At 62.6% G+C, this 23,082-nt stretch carries 17 protein-coding genes; 8 read left to right on the forward strand and 9 right to left on the reverse strand.

Features of this window, described 5'->3' with window-relative positions:
- Window positions 1-15: 15 nt before the first annotated feature.
- The 4 genes from WBB14_RS00940 to WBB14_RS00955 form a co-directional block, all read right to left on the reverse strand.
- Window positions 16-3,519 (reverse strand): DEAD/DEAH box helicase, encoded by a 3,504-nt coding sequence (locus tag WBB14_RS00940; protein ID WP_424238158.1) that lies wholly within the window; start codon window positions 3,517-3,519, stop codon window positions 16-18.
- Window positions 3,506-4,288, reverse strand: a complete 783-nt coding sequence (locus WBB14_RS00945) for a HamA C-terminal domain-containing protein (protein WP_021247880.1) — start codon at window positions 4,286-4,288, stop codon at window positions 3,506-3,508. Before WBB14_RS00945 ends, WBB14_RS00940 begins: the two co-directional genes overlap by 14 nt.
- Before the next feature lie 925 nt (window positions 4,289-5,213).
- Complete coding sequence (locus WBB14_RS00950; protein WP_424238221.1) at window positions 5,214-6,899, reverse strand: amidohydrolase; 1,686 nt, start codon at window positions 6,897-6,899, stop codon at window positions 5,214-5,216.
- 244 nt (window positions 6,900-7,143) lie between these two features.
- Window positions 7,144-8,085: a helix-turn-helix domain-containing protein gene (locus tag WBB14_RS00955; protein WP_424238159.1), complete on the reverse strand. Its 942-nt coding sequence runs from the start codon at window positions 8,083-8,085 to the stop codon at window positions 7,144-7,146.
- Window positions 8,086-8,433: 348 nt separating this feature from the next.
- Here WBB14_RS00955 and WBB14_RS00960 point away from each other — a divergent pair, with 348 nt between their 5' ends.
- From WBB14_RS00960 to WBB14_RS00970, 3 genes are all read left to right on the forward strand, one after another.
- Entirely contained in the window at window positions 8,434-8,811 is a 378-nt protein-coding gene (locus WBB14_RS00960) for a cupin domain-containing protein (RefSeq protein WP_424238160.1), read from the forward strand.
- Window positions 8,812-8,900: 89 nt separating this feature from the next.
- Window positions 8,901-10,607 (forward strand): thiamine pyrophosphate-binding protein, encoded by a 1,707-nt coding sequence (locus tag WBB14_RS00965; protein ID WP_424238161.1) that lies wholly within the window; start codon window positions 8,901-8,903, stop codon window positions 10,605-10,607.
- Window positions 10,608-10,634: 27 nt separating this feature from the next.
- Window positions 10,635-12,002 (forward strand): aldehyde dehydrogenase family protein, encoded by a 1,368-nt coding sequence (locus tag WBB14_RS00970; RefSeq protein WP_424238162.1) that lies wholly within the window; start codon window positions 10,635-10,637, stop codon window positions 12,000-12,002.
- A 99-nt stretch (window positions 12,003-12,101) separates the two neighbouring features.
- On the opposite strand, the gene WBB14_RS00975 is transcribed toward WBB14_RS00970, so the two are convergent.
- From WBB14_RS00975 to WBB14_RS00985, 3 genes are all read right to left on the reverse strand, one after another.
- The gene (locus tag WBB14_RS00975) at window positions 12,102-13,274 is read right to left on the reverse strand and encodes an MFS transporter (RefSeq protein ID WP_424238163.1); all 1,173 of its coding nucleotides are present in this window, start codon (window positions 13,272-13,274) and stop codon (window positions 12,102-12,104) included.
- Window positions 13,275-13,418: 144 nt separating this feature from the next.
- Window positions 13,419-13,916 (reverse strand): Rid family hydrolase, encoded by a 498-nt coding sequence (locus WBB14_RS00980; protein ID WP_424238164.1) that lies wholly within the window; start codon window positions 13,914-13,916, stop codon window positions 13,419-13,421.
- Between the two features lie 106 nt (window positions 13,917-14,022).
- Complete coding sequence (locus WBB14_RS00985; protein ID WP_424238165.1) at window positions 14,023-14,604, reverse strand: TetR/AcrR family transcriptional regulator; 582 nt, start codon at window positions 14,602-14,604, stop codon at window positions 14,023-14,025.
- A gap of 207 nt (window positions 14,605-14,811) precedes the next feature.
- On the opposite strand from WBB14_RS00985, the gene WBB14_RS00990 reads away from it, so the two are divergent.
- Window positions 14,812-16,026, forward strand: coding sequence for a benzoate/H(+) symporter BenE family transporter (locus WBB14_RS00990; RefSeq protein ID WP_424238166.1), 1,215 nt, complete (start codon window positions 14,812-14,814; stop codon window positions 16,024-16,026).
- Window positions 16,027-16,051: 25 nt separating this feature from the next.
- Window positions 16,052-17,227, forward strand: a complete 1,176-nt coding sequence (locus WBB14_RS00995; protein ID WP_424238167.1) for a serine hydrolase domain-containing protein — start codon at window positions 16,052-16,054, stop codon at window positions 17,225-17,227.
- 70 nt (window positions 17,228-17,297) lie between these two features.
- On the opposite strand, the gene WBB14_RS01000 is transcribed toward WBB14_RS00995, so the two are convergent.
- Window positions 17,298-18,506: an MFS transporter gene (locus WBB14_RS01000; RefSeq protein WP_424238168.1), complete on the reverse strand. Its 1,209-nt coding sequence runs from the start codon at window positions 18,504-18,506 to the stop codon at window positions 17,298-17,300.
- A gap of 472 nt (window positions 18,507-18,978) precedes the next feature.
- Between WBB14_RS01000 and WBB14_RS01005 the strand changes: the two genes are divergently transcribed.
- On the forward strand, window positions 18,979-20,115 hold the full coding sequence (locus tag WBB14_RS01005) for a hypothetical protein (protein WP_424238169.1): 1,137 nt from the start codon (window positions 18,979-18,981) through the stop codon (window positions 20,113-20,115).
- A gap of 63 nt (window positions 20,116-20,178) precedes the next feature.
- On the opposite strand, the gene WBB14_RS01010 is transcribed toward WBB14_RS01005, so the two are convergent.
- The gene (locus WBB14_RS01010; RefSeq protein ID WP_424238170.1) at window positions 20,179-21,345 is read right to left on the reverse strand and encodes a mandelate racemase/muconate lactonizing enzyme family protein; all 1,167 of its coding nucleotides are present in this window, start codon (window positions 21,343-21,345) and stop codon (window positions 20,179-20,181) included.
- An 81-nt stretch (window positions 21,346-21,426) separates the two neighbouring features.
- On the opposite strand from WBB14_RS01010, the gene WBB14_RS01015 reads away from it, so the two are divergent.
- Complete coding sequence (locus tag WBB14_RS01015) at window positions 21,427-22,194, forward strand: ABC transporter permease (RefSeq protein WP_332016001.1); 768 nt, start codon at window positions 21,427-21,429, stop codon at window positions 22,192-22,194.
- A 29-nt stretch (window positions 22,195-22,223) separates the two neighbouring features.
- Complete coding sequence (locus tag WBB14_RS01020; protein ID WP_424238171.1) at window positions 22,224-23,081, forward strand: ABC transporter ATP-binding protein; 858 nt, start codon at window positions 22,224-22,226, stop codon at window positions 23,079-23,081.
- Window position 23,082: the final 1 nt, after the last annotated feature.

The raw sequence follows: 23,082 nt of genomic DNA on the forward strand, positions 1-23,082 counted from the left end.
GTCTACGGTTCCGCTTTAAGCATCAGCGGTCGGCCAGCGCAACTTTCCGCGGCCGACGCGCAAGGCTTCCACGAGCCTTGTATCGCCGGGCAGGCGGCCCGAGAAAAGGCTGGGTTTGGGATCTACCGCCGGCTTCTTGAAGGCAGCGACCCGCTGGTAGTCGGGGGTTGCCAGCCAGGTCCGTCCATCCCCCTCGTTGGTGACGATCCGGTACAGGCCAGCGGGCGGAGCGGCCTCGATGTCGAGCAGGCGCTTGTAGCGTTGGACGGACCACTTCTGGATGCCACCGCTGAGAGCCTCGGTTCGGAAGCGTGCCCAAAGTGCAGAGGTGTCGGGCGTCGGCCAGTCGCCGGCGTCCGTGTAAGCCGTGATTTCATCGGATTCGAGCCAAGCCCGCATCTCCGCCGGGGTGACGAAGACTGGCTCGGCGTCCTCGATGGCGGCCATGGCCGCGCGCCGTGACGGCAGGCCAGCGCGGATCAGCATCGCCATCATGAATCGCGGGACGCCGGTTTCGACCGCCGCCGACGCGCCGCCCGCCACCGTCTCCGGCGACCAGCCAAGAGACATGCGGCGGGTGCGGACGGCTTCGAGAGCCCAGACCAAGCGATAGGTGAAGGCTTCCTCGACCGCTCGCATGTTCTGCGATCCGATCCTGGAGACCTCCTCGCCGGACACCCAACTGTGCAGGATGGCTTTCCAATTCGTCGGCAGCGCGTTCGCCTTGTGGGAGATGAAGGGGCGCATGAACAGCAGGCGTTCGCCGAGACCACCGAGTGTGTCGACGAGCGCGTCAATGTCGCCGCTCAGCGCTGCTTGGTCTGCCCGGTCGATCAATTCGGCTAACTCGTCGGCCATGGCGTCGATGGCGAGGCCTGCTTCGAGCCCGACGCCCATAGCGAAATGCCCGCGCCGGGCCTCCGCCGTGGTGGCTTTCCAGATGAGGTCAGCGCGCGCTTCGAATACCTTCTTGTGCAAGGGGGCGACGTCGTCGTCCTCGCGGGCAATCTGGCGGGCCCAGAGTGATCCCTTGAGCGCCTCGTCCAGAAGCTTGGGTAGATCGGCGCGGTCGGCGTCCAGCGCTTCGATCAGGCCGAACACGATCGCGTCGAGGCGTTCGACGAGTTGAGACAGCGGCTCCTCGTCTATGGATTCTTCCTCGTCGTCCGTGTCTTCGTCATCGGCATCGGCATCGGCGTCGTATTCCACGGCACCAGCCAGCCGCTCGGCTACCTCGGCTTCCTCGTCGAGTGATCTCCAGGCCTCGCGGGCGTTGGCGAGATATTCCCAGGCGTCGTCGCGATCCAGCACGCCCTCGCGTGACAGGCGCTCAAGGATCTCGGCAACGATCTGGATGAGGCCGCTCTTCAGAGTTCGGGCCTTTGCGGAGGCAACCAGACCGCGCCATTCGCTCTTTCGCCAGTTGACCCGATCGAACATGACATGGACGATCAGCCCTTCGACGTCGACGAAGGCGCGCCCGGCGCGGCCCGCCACGTTCGCAAACTCTTCGCCTTTTATCTTCTCGCCCGCGCGATACAGCGCGGGCACTAGCAGGACGGCTGCGTTGAGGTTGAGGCCCTGCGAGAGCGTCGGCGATGCGACGATCACCTTCACGACTCCTTCGGACAGAAGGACTTCCAGTTCACGCAGGAACGGGCTCGGAAGCCGGCCATGGTGAATGGCGACGCCCACCTTCAAGCTGGCCACGGCGGGATGATCCTCGCCCAGCCATTCCTTGCCGACCTCTAGGGCACGGGCGATCGGCGCCTCGTTATCTATCAGCGAGTCAAGATAGCCACGCTTGCAGAGGTCCACGACCTGTTTTCCGTAGCTTTCGACCCAGTTCGCCTGGGTGGAGAAGATCAAGGTGCGCTTGCCCTGGCTTGCGAACTCCCACGCCGCGAACAAAGCTAGGTGCGAGTTCTTGCGCGGATAAGGCTTCTTCTCCCGCCCGAGTGGGGGTTTTTCCACGACGAACTTGTCAAGGAAGGGACCATCGTCATCGAGGTCAAGCCGCAGCAGTGCATCTTTGCCGCGCCAGGTGAGTGCCCCGAAACGCTGGCGCGTGGGACGCCAGTCGGAACGCACCGGCTCACCCGGTTCGTCGGAACGAATCCAGGCGGTGAGGTCGTCAAGTTCGTCTCCGCTCGGCAGGATCGCGGAAAGACAGACGATCCGGCGTTCGACCGCGTCCGTGCGCCGAAGCAAGCGCTGCACGAGCGTCTCGTAGCGGATTTCGCGCTCGCTCGGACCGATCATGTGGCCCTCGTCGAGGACGATCAGGCCAACATCGTCGATCAGCGACGGGTCGCTTCTCAACGCGAAGTCGAGTTTTTCAGGCGTCGCAATGATGATCTCACGAGTGCGCAGGGCATCTTCATCACCGGCCGAAAGGCCGCTGGCACCATAAAGCGAGGAGACGCCGAACCCGAGGGGTGCGAACGTCTTCCTGAAGGACCGTTCGGTTTGAGCCGACAAGGCGCGCAGCGGAGTGACAATCATCACCCGGCGGTCGGTGGACAGGGTCATCAATGCGGCGATCTCTGCCACCCGCGTCTTGCCCGCGCTGGTCGGCAGGGCAACGACCAGGTCGTCCGAAACGTCCGTGGAGCGCTGGGCCGCTTCGCGCTGCGAGGGCCATAGCTCCACCTCCGAGGTCTTGCGGGCGTAGAGCGAGGAGATGAACAGCCGCCGGAGGTCGGGGTACTTTTCCTCTGCACCCTCGGGCGGCTCAGTCGGCAGATTCTGATGGAGCGAGTGCTGCCACAGATCGTCGATCAGATGGCGGCAAAGGTTCGAAATCCACCACAGAGGGACGTTCTCAGCGTTGTCGGCCAGGCTGACGGCGGTGTCGAGCATGTCCCGCGCGGATTCGATCGGCTCGACCTCGCCCGTCTCCAGCGCGAAGTCAAAAAACGCCAGGGCCCGGCAGATCGTTGTGTTGAGGATGGTCGACAGCGCCTCGTCGACGTCAGGGTCTTGGCCCCGCAGCGCTTCGGCGATCTGCTCATCGCCGTGAGCCTCGTCGTCCAACCATTCGCGAACGAAGCCGCGCAGCTGGTCGAGATCGCGCAGTATCAGGTGTCGGATCGCCGTCTCGCCCGGCGAGGTGTTGAGGTCTTCCGCCGTCTCGTTGAAAAGCGAATAGGCAACGGCCGAAAAGCCGGCCAGATGGTAGGCCGCGGCAGCGATGGTGCGGCGGAACCCGCGATCGGGCGCGTCAGGGTCACCATTGCGCACCAGGGCTTCGAAGGCGTTGGCGGCTCGCTCGAAGGCCTTGCCCGTCAGGTCCGAAGCTCCATCCTGAGCGCGTAAGGCCATCGCCCCTCGAAGCACAGCGAAGCCGTGCTCGGCAAGATCGGTTTCGATGGTTGCGCCAAGCGGCGGCGCGTTTTGCGGTAGCACGCCCTCTTCGCGCATCAACGACCAAGCCGCGCCGCGATAGAGGAGGCGCCCGAGGATGCCGTCAGCGGTGGCGGTCGCCAGGAAGGCGGTCAACTCGTCAGTCGTCTCCAAGGTCTTCCGCCTCCAAGAACATGGCTGCGATGAAGTCTTGGTGGTCTTCGACGTGGATATTCACGACGTAATGATCCCGGTTGGCCCCAGTGGCGTCGAGATCCTCTTTCAGCGAGGCGTGTGGGCCGTTGCCGGAAACGGTGAAGAGCATGTGGTCGATGCGATCGGCGCTCAACGACTTCAAGCCGACCTCGTCGCGCAGGCTGCGCCCCAATTCGTTGTCGGCAGGGGTGTTGCTCTCCAGCAGCCGGTTGGCGACGAACAGCAGGGAATCGGGCGTGCAACGGCCGCTGTCGCGGTTAAGTACCTTGCGGGCGCTCGTGACGGTGGTCCTGCCGAGTGCCTTATTGCTCTTGGCTTCGCCTTTCAGGAGCCAAAGCTTTTCGCCGGCCGCATCGTATCCGGCGCCGATGAAGTCGTCACCGCGCATGGCCATGTTGCGGCCGTCCTTGTAGCGGAGGCGGCGCACGGGGACGCGAAGGCCGATTTCTTCCTCGACCAGTTCGGTTGCGAGGATTTCGCCGAGGTCGCCGGATCGACCCTTGGGCGTTTGAGGCATTGCGGTGCTGAGGATTTCACTAGCCACCTCGAATCCGAGTCGCTTCACATCCTCGGCGATGCGTTCGAGGCGATCGTAGTGCGAGCGGATGGTTTCGGCGAGGTCGTCGCTGATCTCGTCGCGGCCGCCATCCTTCTCGACATAGGTCCAATAGTGCTTGCGCTTGTCTTTTTCTTTGGTGGACTCGCACCACCTCTCATACAGTCCCACGGCGCTCCCCCGATCAGTCAGCCCGATGCCGATACGGTCATGGCTCGCTGGCGAGCGCGCCGTGACGACTTCGATTACCCAGTATGCGCGCCTCGCGCAGTTTCGGACATTATCGCGAGTTCGATGGTTACCTGCGTCCGAGTGGTCCAGCCATGATCACTGACGGGTATCGGTCATCTACTACCTGTGGCTTACCTTGGTCGGTGAGGAATTTGCCCAGCCAGTTGACCGGCTTTCGATGCACTGGATCTCGTCAGTTGATGAGATCGGCAGTTCCACGGAGCGCTCCAAGTTTATGTATGTCTTCCTGGGGTAGACATCGATGGCGCGGCGGGCCCGTGAAGTAGTCGAAGAGGCGGCCCCCGGTGCATTACGGTCGATTTTCGGGGGGGGGTGAAGATGTCGTTCTGGTCAGGGCGCCCGCCAAGCAGATTGGGGGAGGGGGAGCGAGTCGCGATTGCCCCTATCGGCTCGTGTCTTGCGTTGAAGCGGGCACCTACGGGATCAACGCCGCATCGCAGGTGCGCCAAGACGGCAAGCTCAAGTTGATAGCATCGCCACGGAAGGGCTGCAGTTAGATCACGTGTTCGGTATGATTTGCGACGATTGACTATGAGGTCGAAAAAGTCGCTTCCCCGCAAGTCGCTCCATCTCCCGCGCCAGCAAAAGATCTGCGCTTCTGACGGTAAAAGCGACGGTATAGACCCATGTTGATCACAGCCAAGTCCTTTAACCACGCGGGTTTGGGTGGCCTGTTGATGATGGAGTGGGAGTGATCCTGCAGTTGTCTTGCGATGAATGAGAAAGGCGCTGCGGCGCCTTTTTCTTTTTTGGTCGGGAGCGTGCCGGGGAAATGTAGTCTGACACCAACAGGATTCCCGGTCAGCCTGAGCTGTCTTGCGGGGTTGCCGAATGCAGCCCGCATTCAGAAGGCAGCCGCCCGATAAACCTCCTGGCCGCCCACATAGGTCGCCAGCGCCGTCAGGTCTTTCACTTCGGCGGCCGGGATGTTCAGGTAGTCGGCGGAAAGCACCACGAAATCGGCCAGCTTGCCTGCCTCGATGGATCCCTTGATGGCTGCTTCGTCGGTCAACGTGGCGCTGTTGACCGTCATCAGCCTGAGCACGGCGTCGCGTGACGATACCGCCTCGTCGGCGCCATAGACGCCGTCCGAGATCGTGTCGCGCGTCAGGAAATGGTACATGGCCCAAAACGGGTTGACCGGAATGACCGGGGAATCGGTGCCGCCCGCCAGTATGAAACCTTGCTCCAGGTAGGTCTTGAGCGGTGTCACCCGCGCAGCGCGTTCGGCGCCCCAGTAGCGCTTGAGCACGGGCGCGGCAAGATAGAGGTGATCCTGAACGGACAAGCGCAGATTCATGGCGCGGATACGCGGGTACTGGTCCGGGCGCGTGATGAACGCATGTTCGATGGTCCAGCCGGCGTGGGTGAGATCATGTTCCGCGTTGGCTTTCTCGAACCCCTGGAGCGTCTGGTCGACGCCGGCATCGCCCACCGCATGGACGGCGGCACGCCAGCCGGCGCTGTTGATCTCAGCGACATACTCGTCGAAGACCGTCTGCGGAATGGTCTGCAGACCGTAGTAGGTGCCGCCTTTGCCCATGGCGCCTTCATAGGGGCGCGTCATGCGTCCGCCCTCGAATCCGCCGTCCACGCTGATCTTGATGCCCCATACCTTGACCCATTCGTCGCCTTCGCCCTGCTTGATGCCCGCATCGACAATGCTGGAGCGGAAGTCGGCAAGGCCGGCGGGGCGAAACAGGATGCTGTAGCGCACTGTCGCCTTGCCGCTGTCGCGCAACTGCTGGAACTGTCGGTAGGCAGCGACAGTCGTGCCGGGGATGCGGATACTGGTGAGGCCGTACTCATTGAGCTTTCGTTGCTGTGCTTCCAGAGTGGCGAGGCTAATGGGTGGCGCCGGCGGCAGCGCGGCCAGCCGCTTGGCGTTGCCGGTGAGTTCGCCGGTCAGGCGGCCGGATGCGGCGCGGGGGATCGATCCCCCCGGCGGCACCGGCGTTGCCGTCGTGATGCCATATTTGGCCAGGGCGGTGTTGTTGAGGAAATAGCTGTGGCCCCCGCGCACGAGAATGACGGGAACGCCGGGGGCCGCGGTTTCCAGTTCGTCGGCGGTGGGCAGCCGCTGTTCCTTGAGTTGGGCTTCGTGCCAGTCGCTGTTGGAGACCAGCACCTCGCCCGGCGTCGCGGCCTTGGCGGCTTCGGAGACCTTGCCGAGCAACTGCGCCAAGGACCGCGTTGCAGACAGGTCGATTCCCGGGCCCCCTCCGACCGCATGCAGATGCGAGTCGGCCAGGCCGGGAATCACCGTGCGTCCTTTGAGGTCGATGATACGGGTGGCGGGGCCCGCGTGGGCCATGACGCTGCCCGTCGTGCCCACGGCGATAAACTTGCCGTCTTTGACGGCAAGGGCCTGGACCACGGAAGAGCGCGCATCGACCGTGACTACCTTGCCATTGATGAAGACCGAGTCGGCGGTCACCGCAGGCGTGGGCGGGGTGCCTGCGCAGCCGGCAACCGATGCGGCCAGAATGGTTGCTCCCGCGATTCTCCTCGCACAGATTGCATGGGCCATTTTGCTCACGGGCTTCTCCGTTCCTGTAGGCATCGATGGCGCAAGTTTCTTACGTCAAATATTTAGGTGTCAAATAAAAAAGTGTGACTGCGGTTGCGGCGGATGGCAAGGGCGCGGGTCAGCCGCCCTCCGGCGTGTCCAGGCTGACAAGTGCCTGCTGTGCGGATAGACGCTGTGTATGGGCCGGGCCGCGAAGTGCCAGTCCGGCGGCACCGGGACCAGCAAGTCATTCGTGGCAGGCACGTCATGGCTGCCGGCGGCGCAGTTGACTGGGCGTCGCGCCGTATTTACGCAGGAAGCGGCGGCCGAAGTAGCTGGCGTCCTTGAAGCCGCAGCTGAACGCGATCTCCTGGATCGAGCGGTGACGCTGGTTCAGGTTCAGCAACTGGCACCGGGCGCGTTCCAGGCGTTCGTCTTCTATCCATTTGTGCAGCGTCGTCCCCGTGGCGGCGAATACGCGATGCAGGTAGCGGACGGAGATGCCCACCAACTCGGCGATGCGGCTCGCCGATAGATCTGGATCGGAGAGATGGGCGAGGGCCATCGTCCTGATGCGCCTGATCAGGTGGTCGTGCGAGCGGCCCAACGGGACCGCGGATCCATCCTGGGTTTCCGATTCGGAGACCAGGTCGAGCAACGCGGAGGTGAGCGAATGGCCTATCGGCGGGATCTGCTCGGGCGTCTCCGCTGCCAGGGCCTGCAGCAGGCGGGAGGCCAGCCCGCTGGTGCCGCGCGCGCCGCTGAATACGCGCCCGCACATCGCATCGATGCCGAGGCCGCGCAGCATGAACTCATGCCGCGGAACACGCATGACCAGGCGTCTGGCCGCACTATTGGCTTCTATCCGGTATGGCAGGGTGCTGTCCACTATCGTGAAATCGCCCTGCTGCAGCGGCATCTCGCGGTCCAGGTGCTTCATGTGCACCCGCCCGTCGAGATGCACGGCAAGCAGAAAATCGGTCTGCCGGTCGCGTGCGATGTCTGCCGGACCGCGCTCGATGCTCACTGAGTCGTAGTCGACGAGCGAGTATTCGAGGAACCCGACCTTTCCCTGTTTGATCTTTGCATTGAAACCGTCTGTGGCGGTCCGGCGCACCGAGATTTCCGCGACGCGGCATACGGCGCGTTGGAACACTTCGAAGCGCCTGCCCGGCGTGAGAAGTTCGGTGTCGAGTATGGTCTGCATCTTGTTCGATCCATGGGGCGGCAGGCAGCAAGTGCCGCTCGGGTGTCACCGCAGCGTCGGCGGGTCAGTTGCGGCAGCGGGAAAGGGGACGAGCCAGATTAGCGTTTCCACATTTTGCGGTCCAGCGCGTGTAAATGCGCTGCCGCTATTCGACCTTCCGCAAGCGTATTGGTTCGGCAGCGCGAAATTCGGCAACGCGTGTCCAGTCGCGGCAACGAGTGCACGAAAGTCCGCGAGATCATGCACTTTCTCCAACTCTGTTCCATCCTCGCTTTGCTACCTTGTTCCGATGGGCGCATGAGTCGGTTTGATGCCGGCGTGCGGCCGCGAACCAGGGAGGAAACCGACATGAAATTGATACAGAACATCGACGAAGTCGAAACATCGATGCAAGGCATCGTCCATCGGACGATTGCGTCGCATCGAGACGGCTTGACCGGCCTCTCGGTCTGGCATCAGAAGATAGCCGTGGGCATGGCGACGCCGGATCACTGGCATGAATGCTCGGAAGTGATCGTGTGCGAACAGGGCAGGGGCCGGGTCGAGTCGGACGAGGGCACGCTGCGCTTCTCGGCGGGGATGAGCGTCGCCATTCCTGGCTGTGTGGTTCACCAGATATTCAACGATGGCCAGGACACGCTGGTGATCAGAGGCATACTCGCGGCCTCGCCGGTGGAGGTGTTCCATCCCGACGGGAAACCCTTGCCCTTGCCCTGGATCAGCTGAAGAAGAAATCCTTGGCGGCGTTTTATTGGTGCAACATCCCGCAGCGGCGAAAGCGCGGACTGATACCGAAACAGGAGAGCAGGGTGAGGATGACATTTGGCGATCGGCTGGTCGACCTTCTACTCGAGGAAAAAGTCGAGATGATTTTTTCCCAGGGGGATCTGAGTCTGGTGGAGATCCAGAAATGCGCGCAACAGAAGGGTATCCGGCTCGTTGGCCCGCGCCATGAGCAGGTGGCGGCCTTCATGGCTTCGGGCTATTACTGCATGACAGGTCGCATGCAGGTGGCCATGGGCGCCATGGGGCCGGGCGTTTCCAACATGCTCTCGTCCGCTGTCTGTGCGGCGCAGGAGAACATTCCTCTCCTGCTGATCGGTTCACGCAGGCAATCCGCAACCAATCTTGCCGTGCGCCGCAACAGGTGGCTGTACGCGCCGATGCTCGAAATGTTCCGCGTGCCGTGCAAATTCGTGGCATCCATCGACACGCCCGGCCATCTGGACGACATCGTCAGGGAAGCATTCCGGCAGGCGTGGGCTGGCACTCCGGGGCCCGTGTATCTGGAATTCGACTATTCCATCCAGGATATGGAATGGGATTTTCCGTCCCTGGAAAGTCCGGCGCGTTATCGCGCACAGCCTCGCGCCGCCGACGCCGCCAGCTTGGATAAGGCTTGCGACTTGATACGGAGCGCTCGCAAACCCATCCTGATGGCCGGACCCGCGGTTGTCAGGAACCGCTTGCATGCCAAATTCCGCAAACTGGCCGATCTGGTCGCGGCGCCGGTGCTGACTTCGCTGGGAGGCTCCGGCGCGGTTCCCGAGAGCGATGACAGGTACTTGTTCCAGTTCAGCCAGGCGGGCAGAGAGGCGATAGAGAAGTCCGACCTCTTGATCGGGATTGGAACCAATTTCCCTGAAATGGACGGCTACGGGCGTCACGGGCCATTCGCCGCAGGTGCGGGGGCGGACCGCAAGGTTTTGGTGCTGGAGACCGATCCCGGCATGGTGGGCGTGAACCGCTGCGCAGATCATACGGTGGTGGGAGACTTGTCGCTGACTCTGGGGCAGCTTATCGCCGCACTGGAACGGGCAAGGCCGACGGCGGCATGGGCAGAACTATCGCGCTTGCGGGCCGGGTACGAAGCGGAGCGCGAGCGCCTGGCCGCGGCCGTTCCCGAATCCGAGCAGATCCATCCGTCCCGGCTCATGCTGGAGGCTCGCAAGGCTGTTCCCGACGACGCGGTCATCGTGTTGGACGGCGGCCTTACCATCCTGCACAAGATGGCGTTCTTCGAGCAGCGCAGCGGCGAATTTCTCTACACTTCCACTTTTTCGCACCTCGGCTCCGGCCTGGGTTATGCGGTCGGCGCACAGCTTGCCGCCGGCTCGCGGCGCGTCTGCCTGCTGACAGGCGACGGAGCGCTGGGCTTTCATCTGGCGGAGTTCGAAACGCTGGTTCGACACCAGCTTCCCGTGGTGGTCATCGTCAACGACGATCGCGCGCTGGGCGCGGAAATGTCGTCGCATATGCAGCATGTCGGCCATGCCATCGAGGCCACGTTCAGCCCTGTCAGATACGATCAGATCGCGCGCGCCATGGGAGGGCATGGCGAGTACGTCCAGGAAGCGCGGGAGATCGTTCCGGCCGTCCAGCGCGCCTTCTCCGCCGGAAAGCCCGCGTTGGTGCAGGTCGTCACCGACCAGAAAGCCAGCTATATGGACGCTCCGCCCTACGTGGACGCCTTGGCGGGCTGGCTGGGGAACGACGCGTCGTCGCCGTCCGGACTCCTCTGATCAAAGGCCTAGACCATGACCACAAGCATGGAACACGAACTGTCCGAGGCGTTGGGCAGGCAGAAGAAGTCGTTCATGAGCGCGGGCTATCCGGCTCTCGATGTCCGGCTCGACCGTCTTAGGCGGCTGGCCAACGTGCTGGATCGGAACCGGAAGGAAATCGTGGAAGCGGAGGCGGCCGATTTTGGCGGGCGCAGCCGTTTTCTGAGCCATTCGGCGGACGTCCTGGGGGGATTGGAGATCATCCGTCATACGTCGAGCCAACTCGGCGATTGGATGAAAGCGCAGCCACTGGACGTCGGCGATCCGGATGTCGACGTGCAGCTCAGCTTCGCACCGCTTGGGGTGGTGGGAGCCATGACCCCTTGGAATGGACCGGTCCTCATCAGCTATCTTGCCCTGGTGGGGATATTGGCAGCGGGCAACCGCGCAATGATCAAACTGCCGGAATTGACTCCCGCGACCTCCAGTCTGCTCGCCAGGGAACTGGGCAGCGAGTTCGACGCCGCTGAAGTCCTGGCTGTACAGGGCGGGGCCGACGTCGCGGCGGCCTTCAGCCGTTTGCAGTTCGACCATCTGCTTTTCACGGGGTCGACTGAAACCGGCAGGAAAGTCATGATGGAAGCGGCGAGGAACCTGGTGCCGGTCACCTTGGAGCTGGGAGGAAAGTGCCCGGTCTTCGTCGGCAGGAGCGCGGACATCGACGTGACTGCCGCGCGTCTGGCGCACGGGAAATTGCTGTTTGCGGGGCAGGTATGCGTAACGCCGGACTATGTGCTGGCGCCGCGGCCGGTGGCGGAGCGCCTGGCCGAAGGGATACTGGCGCACGCGCAACAGCTATATCCCTCGATTGCCGGCAATGACGACTACTCCGCCATAATCAGCGACAGGCACTACGCCCGCTTGCAGACTCTGGTGGACGATGCGGTGGCGAAAGGCGCGAGCGCGAGGACGCTGCACAGCGCGCAAGCGCGCCCGGCGGGAGGCCGCCAGTTCCCGTTGACGCTGCTATTGGAGACGAGCGCCTCGATGGCGGTCATGCGCGAAGAAATCTTCGGCCCCATTCTGCCCGTCATCGGCTGCGATTCCTTCGAGGAGGCGGCCCGATATGCCCGGTTGCTGCCGCGTCCTCTCGCATCCTACTATTTTGGCGATGACCCGGAGGAAATACGCTGGCTGCGGGAGAACTTCCAGGCCGGGTCGCTCACCCTCAACGACGTCGTGTCCCAGCTTTTTCACGAGCAGATTCCGTTCGGCGGGGCCGGCGCCAGCGGCATGGGCCGATATCGTGGGGTCGCTGGATTCAGGACATTCAGCAACCTGATGCCCGTCGTCACGCAGAATGCCGCGGAAGCCAAGCTTGAGAGGCTCCGGCCGCCGTATCCCGCCGGTTGATGGTCTGGGGCGGAAAGCGGCACCGGGGAATCCGGTGAGCAGATACGCACCTCTGGCCCGCGTGCGCCGCCTTGCCGCACCGGTCGCGTTCAAGAAGCGCTACCGGCCTGTAACCAGCGTGTGCCCCTCGCGCGTCTTCCGCCCGAGATAAGGCAACAAGCTGAGCAATCCCAGCATAGCCAACGCGGCCCCAACCCACAGCGGCGAACGCACGCCGTAACCCGCCGCGATGCCTAGGCCGCCGATCCACGCACCAGCCCCCAACCCGATATTGATCACTGAGGTATGGACGGTATTGACCAACGCACCCGGATGCGCAGTCTGCATGACACGCGCAATCATCGCGGGATTCATGGGTACGCCAACCAGGCCGATCACGATCAGCGCGCTCAGGCTGAGAATCTGGTTATCAGCAAACACCGCGAACAGCGCCAAGGTTGCGCCCAGCACGATCAAGCCGCCAGCCATGATGGGCATGGCGTGTTTGTCTGCATAGCGCCCGACGACCATATTTCCCAGCACGTTGGCCGCGCCGTAGACGCCCAGCAGCCAGGGAATTGAGGATGCGGAGAAGCCCGTTACTTCGGTCAGGATCGGAGCGAAATAGCTGAAAGCCGCAAACGTCGCGCCGATAATCAATCCGCTGGTGGCGAAAGCCGCCCACAGGTGCCGGTTCTTGAACTCTGCCAGTTCCGCGGCGAGGCTGGCCGTTGCAGACACTTTGGAGCGCGGCACCAGGATTGTGATGATTCCTGCGCACAGCACGGCAAGCGCAACCACCAGCCAAAAGCTGGCGCGCCAGCCCAGATGCTGATCGATGACCGTGGCGATGGGGACTCCCAGCACCGTTGCCAGCATCAGGCCTCCGATCACGATGGACGCCGCCCGGCCGCGCGATTGCATGGCCACAATCTCGGCGCAGATCGCCAGCGACACTCCAAAGCACGCGGAGCCTGCCACTCCCGTGGCGACCCGGGCAAACGCCATGACTTCGTAGCTGGTCGCGGATGCGGCGACCGACTGCGCGATTGCGTAAAAACCCAGCAGCCAGAGCAGGGCCTTCTTGTTGGGGACGCGCAGCTTGATCAGGCCTACCGTGAGCAAGGGGCCACCTATGACCATGCCGATGGCATACAGCGATATGAGGTAGCCAATCTGCGTCACCGAAACGCCGAACGCCAAGGTCAGCGACGCCATCATGCCCGCCACCATGAACTCGGACGTGGTCAGCGAGAAGATCGTCAATCCCAGGATGTAGACCGCTAGTGGCATGGGGAAACTCCTAAAGTTTATTGGTCAGTACAGAATTTCCCCAAAAAGGACCGGCCAGGGGCCGGTGGCTATTTTTGGGGTAGTCGACGGTTCGTTGGGTTCAGCAGCGGGACGATGGGAGCACGATCCCGCGCGCGTGCGCTGTCATGGGGTAGGGGACTCGGCGTCATCTGTGCGGTTGAGCGGTGCAAAGGCCACCGCCTTGATCTCTACCAGCCCGCCATCGGGGTTCAAATCAGCAACTTCCAGTTCTACCGCGGCAGGATACGGAGCGAAGAAGAACTCATCGCGGACCCGTCCGATGGCGGCCAACTGGCCAGCCTTGTCCAGTTCCAGGCGGTCGCTGCCGAATACATGGAACATCTGCAGCTCGATCACATCTTCCAGCTGCGCGTCGCAAGCCAGAAGCAGACGCTCGATCTGTCTGAACACGTCACGCAGTTCATCGCAAAACGCAGTTGCGCTCATCGGCTCGGATGTTCTATTGCAAGCCACAATGCCGGACAGGTACACAAAGTCGCCTGCGCGACGCGCGGGTGCATAGTGAAACTGCGCAACGTCTGACTCCAACGAGGCGGGAATCACGACTGCTCCCGTTTTGGTTGCTATGCGCCGGAATTCAATGCTGGAAGGGTGGTTCATACGGGCTCTTTGGGGTTAATAGTGTAATGATCGATAAACAATTGGACAAAAAAATAGGCCGGAGCCTGAGGTCTGTGGTGATTCAAGGGGGCAATTGCTCTGTTGCTCATAGGCTTGCCAAGGTGCCTTCCAGCACGTCTTGAAGAAAGGCCCGATCCGGCATGGATTGCCCCAGGATGCGCAGCCCGTAGTAGCTGGCGAGGAACGCGCGCGCCACTTCCAACGCGAGCCGGTCACCTGACAGTTCGCCATTGCGTTGCCCGACGGCGATAACGTGGCAGATTGTCGCTTCCAGCTTATTGACATAGCTTCGGTTGATCCGGTCGATGACCGGGTCTTTGCTGCTGCGCTCCATGACCGAAAAAAGCGCCATGCAGCTACGGCGCCGGGTCGGATCCAGGTCTCCGTCCACGCCCCATTGCAGCAGCGCCCGCAATCTATCCTTGGCGCTGCCAGGGCCGTTGAGGATCTCCGTTTGCGCCTGGAGTTCCAGTTCCTGATAGCGGCGCAAGGCTTGTTCATAGAGGTTCTGTTTGCTGCCAAAGGCATGGTAGAGGCTGCCGCGTCCCAAGCCTGTGCGCTCGCACAACTCCTGCGTTGAGCTGGCTTCGTATCCATTGGTCCAGAAAACGTCCATGGCGGCGTCTATGACGGCAGTGTCGTCGTACTCTTTGGGCCGTCCGCTCATGCTCGCTGTCCTTCGCCGTTGTTCACGCGTCGGATTATAGGTAGTATTTTACTGAATGGTAAACAACTATTTTTTGACGCTCTTGCGGCAAGCAGCAGGACGGCAAAGCCCTTGGTTATCGCCTGGCGCCTGCAATTTCGTTCAAGACGGAGCCGTGCGGGACTCGGTAAAAAGCATCTCCGCCAGTGGCAAGGACATCCATCTGAAATGGCTCACTCCAACCGTTCCCGAACCGCCCGATCGCCTTTCCTTCAGCTCCCGGTCGCCGAACTGACAAACGCCTTTGTTGCGTTCCTGTTTGCCGCATCGGCGCCGGTGACGATCATCATGAGCGCGGGGGCGAAAGGCGGGCTCAGCCAATCCGACATCGCGTCGTGGATTTTCGCGGCTTTCTCCATCAACGGTATCCTGACAGTTGCCATGTCCGTGATCTACCGGCAGCCCCTGGCGTTTTTCTGGACGATTCCTGGCACCGTGCTGGTCGCCAGCGCGCTGCAGCACCTTAGCTTCGCCGAGGTCATCGGCGCCTACCTCATCACGGCCGTCCTGATCCTTGCCCTGGGGCTGACCGGATGGGTCAAGCTTGTCATGGATCGTTTGCCATTACCGATCATCATGGGCATGGTCGCCGGCGTGTTCCTGAACTTTGGTCTGGACTGGATACGATCGTTTGCTTCGGACCCGTGGCTGGCTGCGGCCATGACCGTGACTTTCTTCGTGCTCTCGGCTTTCCCTGCCGTTCAGAAACGGCTCCCGCCCATGGTCGGCGTGTTGATCGTTGGCACGGCGTCGCTGGTGATTGCGGGCAAGGCTCCGAGCATGGAAGGCATGACGGCCGCCAATGCGTTGGTGCAGCCCAATCTCTATGTACCTGTCTTCTCCTGGCCTGCGACGCTTGAATTGGTCGTGCCGCTTGCGGTCACCGTGGTGGCGGTCTACACCCCGCAGGGAGTGTCCCTGCTGAGAAATGCGGGCCATCATCCTCCCGTCAATGCGATTACCAATGCCTGCGGCATTTTCTCGGCCATCACCGCGCTTTTCGGTTGCGTGTCGACCTGCCTGACCGGCCCTTCGAGCGCCATCCTCGCATCCGGCGAGTGCAGAAGCCGCCACTGGCTCGCCGGCATCTTCCTGGGCATTTTCGCGATCCTGTTCGGGGCGTTTTCACCGGTCGTGACGCAGGCGCTGCTGGCCACGCCCACGACGTTTCTTGCATCGCTTGCCGGTCTTGCGCTTTTGCGGATCCTGCAGGGGGCTTTCCAAACATCCTTCAGCCAGAAATTCTCGCTGGGGGCATTGGTCGCCTTTCTGGTAACGCTGGGCAGCCCCGCGCTGTTTGGTATCGGCGCGCCGTTCTGGGGGATCGTCTTTGGCGTCGTCGCAAGCTTGATGCTGGAGCGCTCGGACTGGGCCCGCTCTTGAAGCGGGTGTCGTGCGATCCTGGCCGATGGACAAGTACAACAATGGAGAAATTATGGACGGCATCAATGCAGCGTTGGCTGACGCGAGCACGCTTTATCCCGGCGCCGTCGTGGCGCGCTTCAGCGGAAAATCACCCAGCCGCTTTACCGCGTCCGGGCAGGTCGATATGGGGCGTTCGGCTGCGCTGGCGCCTGATGCCATTTTCCGTATCTCGTCCATGACCAAGCCGATTACTGCGGTCGCGCTCATGATGTTGATCGAGCGACTAAGTATCGAGCTGACCGAACCCGTGGCCAAGTGGCTGCCCGAGCTCGGCAAGCCCAACGTACTGGTCGATCTGCACGGCGAGCTGGATCGAACGGTGCCCGCGAAGCGCGAGATCACCATCGAGGACATCCTGACATCCCGGCTCGGTACCGGCATCGTGCCCGCCGCTCCCGGCAGCACGCCGCTCCAGCGGGAAATCGCGCGCCAACAGCTGGTGGGCTTTGATGCCCCCCGGCCCGCGTCGGCCATGGGGCCGGATGAGTGGCTTCGACGGCTTGGCGGCTTGCCGCTAATGGCGCATCCCGGCGACCGGTGGTTTTACTCAGTCGCGTCCAATGTGCAGGGCGTGCTGATCGCCCGGCTCTCCGGCATGGCATTGTCTGAGTTCCTGAGCGCGCAGGTGTTCGAGCCGCTGGACATGAAGGACACCGGCTTTCACGTCAAACCCGGGCAGTTGGCCCGCCTCGCACCCGCCTATTTCAGCGACCTCCGGCTTGCAGATGGTCCGAAAGAAGAGAGCGCCTGGGCAAAGCCCCCAGCGTTTGAGGGCGGCGAAGGCGGTTTGGTGTCAACGGCGGCCGACTACCTGGCCTTTGTACGCATGCTGCATGCCGGGGGCGAAACGCCCAGAGGGCGGCTGCTCGGCAAGGCTTGGGTCAGGCGCATGCTGACCGATCATCTGACTGCCGGGCAGCGCGCCGATGCGGGCTGGTTTCTCGATGGCCGTGGCTGGGGCTACGGCGTCTCCGTCGATGCAGGGCGGTCCCTCACCGACCGCTTGCAAGGCACGGCGGGCTGGGCGGGAGGACTGGGCACCTCGTGGCTCAGCGACTTCTCCAACGATCGGGCGGTAGTGGTCATGTGCGCAAGGGCGCTTGATGAACCCGCAGTCTATTCGGATCATCGGGCGCTTCAGCTGGCTGCGCTTCGTTAGCGTCTGCGCTGCATGCTTGCCTGGCTCCAGCCCTGCCATACGCGAGGGCCGGAGCGGAACAACATCTGCGTCAAGAAGGTTTATGGGGCTTTGATCTCGTCAACACCGATAGCAGCAACGCCGCAGCCGCCAGGGCCGCGGCAATGAAGCCCAGATTGACCGCACCGACCCATTCGATCCCAAGCCCGCCGATCGATCCGGACAGTGCTATGGCGAGATAAAGAATGGCCTGGTTGAGTGAGATCAGGACGGCTGCGGCATCAGGTTTGAGCGAGATCAGGCGGTGCTGCTGCGGTGTCGTGATGGCAAAGGCTGCAGTTCCATAGAGCGCAATCATCGCGAACGCAGCAGGCAGGCTTTGCGTCGCCAGCGGCAAGACCAGCATGGCGGCAATCAACCAAAGCAGGGCAAGGGTCACAACTTTCGGCCCGCCAATGCGGTCCGCAAGCATTCCGGCGCCCAGGTTTCCAATGGTCCCTACGATGCCTAGGGTCGTCATGAGCCCGGCCAGGTAGAAGCTGTTCGCCTGGGTGGCCGATTCAAAGATGACTCCGATGTAGGTGTACGGCATATAGATCGCCGTGAACGTCAAGAGCGTTACGCCGAGCACAGCAAGAATCTGGGGTTCCAGCAGGAGGCGGAACTGTTGACGCAAGCCATTGGCGGCGGCAACGGTCAGCGTCCCAGGGATAAAGCGGAAGATTCCGATGACGCCGATCGCGGCCAGACCCGTTGCCAGCCACATGGTCGAGCGCCAGCCGAACACGCCGCCGAACGCGGTACCCAATGGCGCGCCCAGCGCAGTCGCTGCGGTAAAGCCGCTGACCACTAGTGCGATGGCCTTGCCACGATGTTCCGGCGAGACCATGGCGGCGGCGGTCACGGTGGCTGTCGGAACGAACATGCCTACGCCCAGTGCGGCCACCACTTGGCCCAGCAGGACTTGCAGGTAAGAGGGTGCGAGCGCGGTCCAGGCGCTGCCCAGGAGATATACGGCCGATGCGGCAAGCAGGACTGTCCTGCGCTTCCATCGCACCGTTGCGGTCGTCAGGATCGGACCTGCGATCGCGCAGGTCAGCGCGAATGTCGTGATGACCTGGCCTGCGATGGAAGGGGAAATTTCTAGCGAGCGACTGAGCAGCGGTAACAGACCCGCCAGAACGAACTCGCCGGTCCCGACGACAAACACCCCGAAGGCGAGCATGGAAACGGCGAGCCACTGGCTTTTTACCGCGGGACGGGGAGCCTCTCGTGAGGAGGGCAACGTGGAATTGAGCATGACAGGTCCTTCTGGCGCTGCGTAGCGGGCGCCACGCCAAGTTGGTGATTTTTGGGGCGGGTCGCACAGAACCGCCGGGTTGAAAGCCGGGGGGGAGGGCTTAGGCCGCCTCGTTCCCGTCTCTTGCCAGCGTTTTCCTATCGACCTGCTGTTGAATTCAGGTTTTCGTTAAATATATACGTTCGTACGTATTTATGTCAAAGGCTGCCGCGAGCGCATGGGCCGACGTGCAGCGGCATTGAAGTACCGCCCAACTCGCGCAATTGCGGGCCATCTTGCTGCTCATTGAGCGTTGATATACTCGCCCGGTTGCGGTCCGGTCATGCCTCTGAAGGTTTGCGGCGTTGCGCCTGGAATGCTCAAGGCAAGTCTCGAAGGCTGCTGCCGAGCATCAAGCGAGATGGCTTGTTGAACCTGCTTGCAAGGCAGGTGCCGCACAAACACCGAGTGAATTACGTAACAGGAGTATTGGATGCGCTTAAAGGCTCTTGCACTGTGCTTGATGGCTGGATGGGGAACTTCGGCCGCGGCACAAGACAGCACGCAAACCCTGCAGCAAGCCTTGAGGCAGATACCGCAGGTGGCGCTTACCGCCCCTGAAGCGATGCAGGTGCTCTTCATGGACGTGCAAGCCTGGCGGGGATTGGAGAAAAGCGGGCCGTCGCCTGATGGCATGCGGAGACTGGGCATCGCGCAGGGGATCAGTCCGCTTCAATCCATGGGATACGGCCTGGATCCGTGGTCCGATAACGCAAAAATCCGCTTCGACGAGCTGTCCTATTTCGCCGGGTTTGGCCAGGCGCCCGGCAACATTACGTATTGGGGGCTGAAGGACAGGCAGGCCGCGGACAAGTTGGTGGATCGCCTGAAGCAGGCTGGTTTTGCTACGGTGAATGGCGATGTCGCGGGCCTGATCGCCAATGGCGAGGCCAACAAACCCGATATGACCAAGGCCAACGGACGCGATCCGTGGAGAGGGACGATGGGCAGCGCAAGCTTCGTTCTGCCACTGGATGCGGCCTTGGTGCAAGCGTCCGCGCCAACGGGAATGAAAATACTGGGTCAACCCAAACCGTCCGTTGCGGACAGTGAAATCGTTGCTGCTTCTCTGACAGGTTTGAAGGAGGCTGTGCCTGCGGCCAACGGCCAAATCGTGCAGGCGGCGATCATTTCGCCGGTATTGGGTTTGCAGGCTGCCGATCCGAGCAAGGTCATATCTTCCTCGCCGGACGATATGGAGACTGCGAAGCAGAAACTCAAAGCCCTGGCCGAATCGAGCGGACGCGGCATCCCGCCTTACTTTGCGGGTGTGATTGCGGACGCGCAGATCAATAAAGTGCCTGCGGTCGTGATTTCGCTGTCTTATGCCGATTGCGCGACCGCCAAGCAGGCCGTGGACGGCGTGGCTGCCGCCTGGAAGCAAAGCATGGCCAGTGCGGTGCAGGCCGAGGTTTCGGGGCGTACCGTCCCGGCCGGCAAGCTGTGCGCGGCGGTCGTCAGCGTGACGGCTCCGAAAGCGGAGAATGCCGGCAACCCGATATTGGCGCAGGTCATGAACCGCTACATGCGGCGCGAATTCACGGTCCTGCAGATCGGTTCGTCGCTCTGAACTTCCACCGCCGCCTGGGCCGGTCGCCATGCGCGGCAGGCGGCCTGGGCAAGGGGAGGGAAGTTACGGACGCAAGCCGCAGATATCGCGCAATTGCGCGATGTCTGGCTCCACTCCCAGGCCCGCCTCGTTTCCGAGGTTGGCCTCTCCTTCGACGATCCTGCCCAATGCCGGGCTGAGAGCCGCGCGCAGAGGATTCTCGTTGGCATCGATTTCGAGCATGCCGCCGGTTCGTCCGCGTGCCGCCAGGATGTGCGCCGAGGCGAGCTGGCCGATGCCTGCGCCGAGAAAATGCGGACAGTAGCGCAGTCCTGCCTCGTGGATCCGGTCGATGACGGGCAGGCAACCGGAAATGCCGCCCCATTTGGCCAGATCCGGCTGCACGACGTCCAATGTCTTGCTGTTGATCATCGCCTCGAAGGCATCTGGACCGATGAGGTTCTCTCCGGCCGCGAGCGGGATGCCAGCATTTCCAGCCAGCTGCGCCCATTCCGATAGGGGGCGGTCCGCGCGCAGCGGCTCCTCCAGCCATCGCGGCGTGAACTCGCTCAAGCGGCTGGCCATGCGCAGCGCGCCTTCCAGATCCCAGGCCTGGTTGGCGTCCAGCATGAGCTCGTTGCCTTGGGGCAGCCGGGCATGAACCGTCTTGACGTTTGCGAGGTCCCGCTCATCGCCGAAGCCCACCTTGAGCTTGAAGGCGCGATAGCCCTCCGCATGTTTGGCGAGCACCGTATCCTCGGGACGATCCGGGTTGATGCCGCTTGCGTAGACACGGATCAGCCCTGAGGCGCCGCCCAGGAACCGCCAAAGCGGAACGCCCGCCCGGCGGGACAGCATGTCCCACAACGCCAGGTCGACCCCGGCGATCACCTGCGAGATGGGGCCCGGCTCGCCGGACTGGATGGCAAGCACCGCGGTGCGCGCGCTCATGTGGGCAAACGCAGCTTCAGCCGTGGCGTAGAGCTGGCCGATGACCAGCGGCGCCACCACGGTTTCAAGCAGGCGGGCGCGGTGTTCCGCGCCGCAGGCGGGAAAGTTGCACCAGACCTCGCCCCAGCCCACCGCGCCGTCGGCGTCTTCTACCCGCACGAGCAGGGCGGGGCGGTCATGCATGGTGCCGAACGAGGTCTGTACCGGACACTTGACGGGCCAGCGCAGGACGTAGGCCTCGACGCGCGCCAGCGTGAAAGGCCCGACGGCCCGGGACGGTTTGGCATTAGGGTTTGTCATGGCTTTAAGATGTTAAGTGCTGGTCTATAGTATGTTTAGCACTTAAGGATTGCAACTCAGGTCTAACCCTCTATACACACCATGCGCCTTCCGTCCTTCATCTCGCGTCCGCTGCTCATCGCGGCGCCTTGGCTATGTATTCTCGCGCTGTGGCTGGCGGTACGCGCCAGCGGGCTCGTCAGTCCCGCTCTGGTGCCTTCGCCCGCTGCGGTCATCGAAAAGTTCATCGAGCTCTCCAAGGATCGCCTGTGGCTGGACATCTGGATGTCGGCCCGCCGCGTCTTCACCGGGGTCGCGTTGGGCATCCTCGCTGCGGTACCGGTAGGTTTTTGCCTGGGTTGGTATCGCGGACTGCGGGTTTTTATCGATCCCGTCATCAACTTCTTCCGCGCGCTTCCACCGATCGCACTGATTCCGCTGGTGATCGTCTACTTCGGGATCGGCGAATCGGCCAAGACCGTGATCCTGTTCTACGCCTCGTTCTTTGCCGGCGTCATCGTGATGTATGAAGGGATTGCGCAGATCAGCCCGATCTTCGTGCGTGTTGCCCGCACGCTGGGCGCCAATGACCTGGAGATCTTCGCCAAGGTCATCGTCCCGCTGACCGTGCCGCACATCCTGACGGCCATCCGGGTGGCGCTGGGCGTGGCCTGGGCCACGCTGGTGGCGTCTGAACTCATCGCGGCCCAGCAGGGGCTGGGGGCGCTCATCCAGAATGCGTCTTCGTTTTTCCAGCTGGACGTGATTTATGTCGGGATCATCTGCATCGGCCTCATCGCAATGCTGATGGACCTGGCCCTGAGGGCCGCAAGCCGGCGCCTGGTCGCGTGGCAAGACCGCATCGCCTGAGACCATCCCGGACATCCAAGACCATGACCATGAGCACCCAACTGCGCAGCGTGGATACCGCCACGCCGAAGCCGTCCCAGGACCCGAAAGTCAGGATCCGGTTCGAGAACGTCACCGTGGATTTTCCCACCGCCACGGGTCCGATGAGGGTGGTGGACGGCGTGACCCTGGATATCCGGGAGGGCGAGTTCGTGTCCATCATCGGCCCGTCGGGCTGCGGCAAGACGACCTTGATGAATATCGTGGGCGGATTCGTGCAGCCTACCGCTGGCGCCGTGATGCTGGATGGACAGCCCGTCACGGCCCCCGGGCCGGACCGGGGCGTGATCTTCCAGGAATACGGTGTGTTCCCGTGGCTCACGGTTCGCGGCAACATCGAATTTGGCATGAAGCTCGCGGCCAACAAGGTCAGCGCGCGGGAACGCGCCGAGATCTGCCAGCGCTACATGAAGCTGATGGGCCTGACCGACTTCGCCGATCACTTTCCCAAGCACCTGTCCGGCGGCATGCGGCAGCGACTCGCGATCGCGCGTGCCTACGCCGTGAAACCGCAGTTCCTGCTGATGGACGAGCCCTTTGGCGCGCTGGATGCGCAGACCCGGACCGCCATGCAGGACCTCCTGCTCGAAGTGCTGCAGACCGAAGGCAAGACGGTGATGCTGATCACCCATTCGGTAGAAGAAGCCATCTACCTGTCGTCAAAGATCGTCGTGGTCACTGCCCGGCCTTCAAAGGTCCGCAAGGTGATAGAGGTGCCTTTCGGCTACCCACGTTCGGAGCGGGTCCACGAGGACCCGCGCTTTGTCGAGTTGAGCCGCGAGATCCGGGCGCTGGTCATGTTCGAGTACGAAGCGCAGGCCCGCCAATCCGTCCGACCGACCGATTGAG

The sequence above is a fragment of the Achromobacter sp. genome (genome assembly GCF_049647645.1).
Lineage (GTDB): Bacteria > Pseudomonadota > Gammaproteobacteria > Burkholderiales > Burkholderiaceae_B > Achromobacter.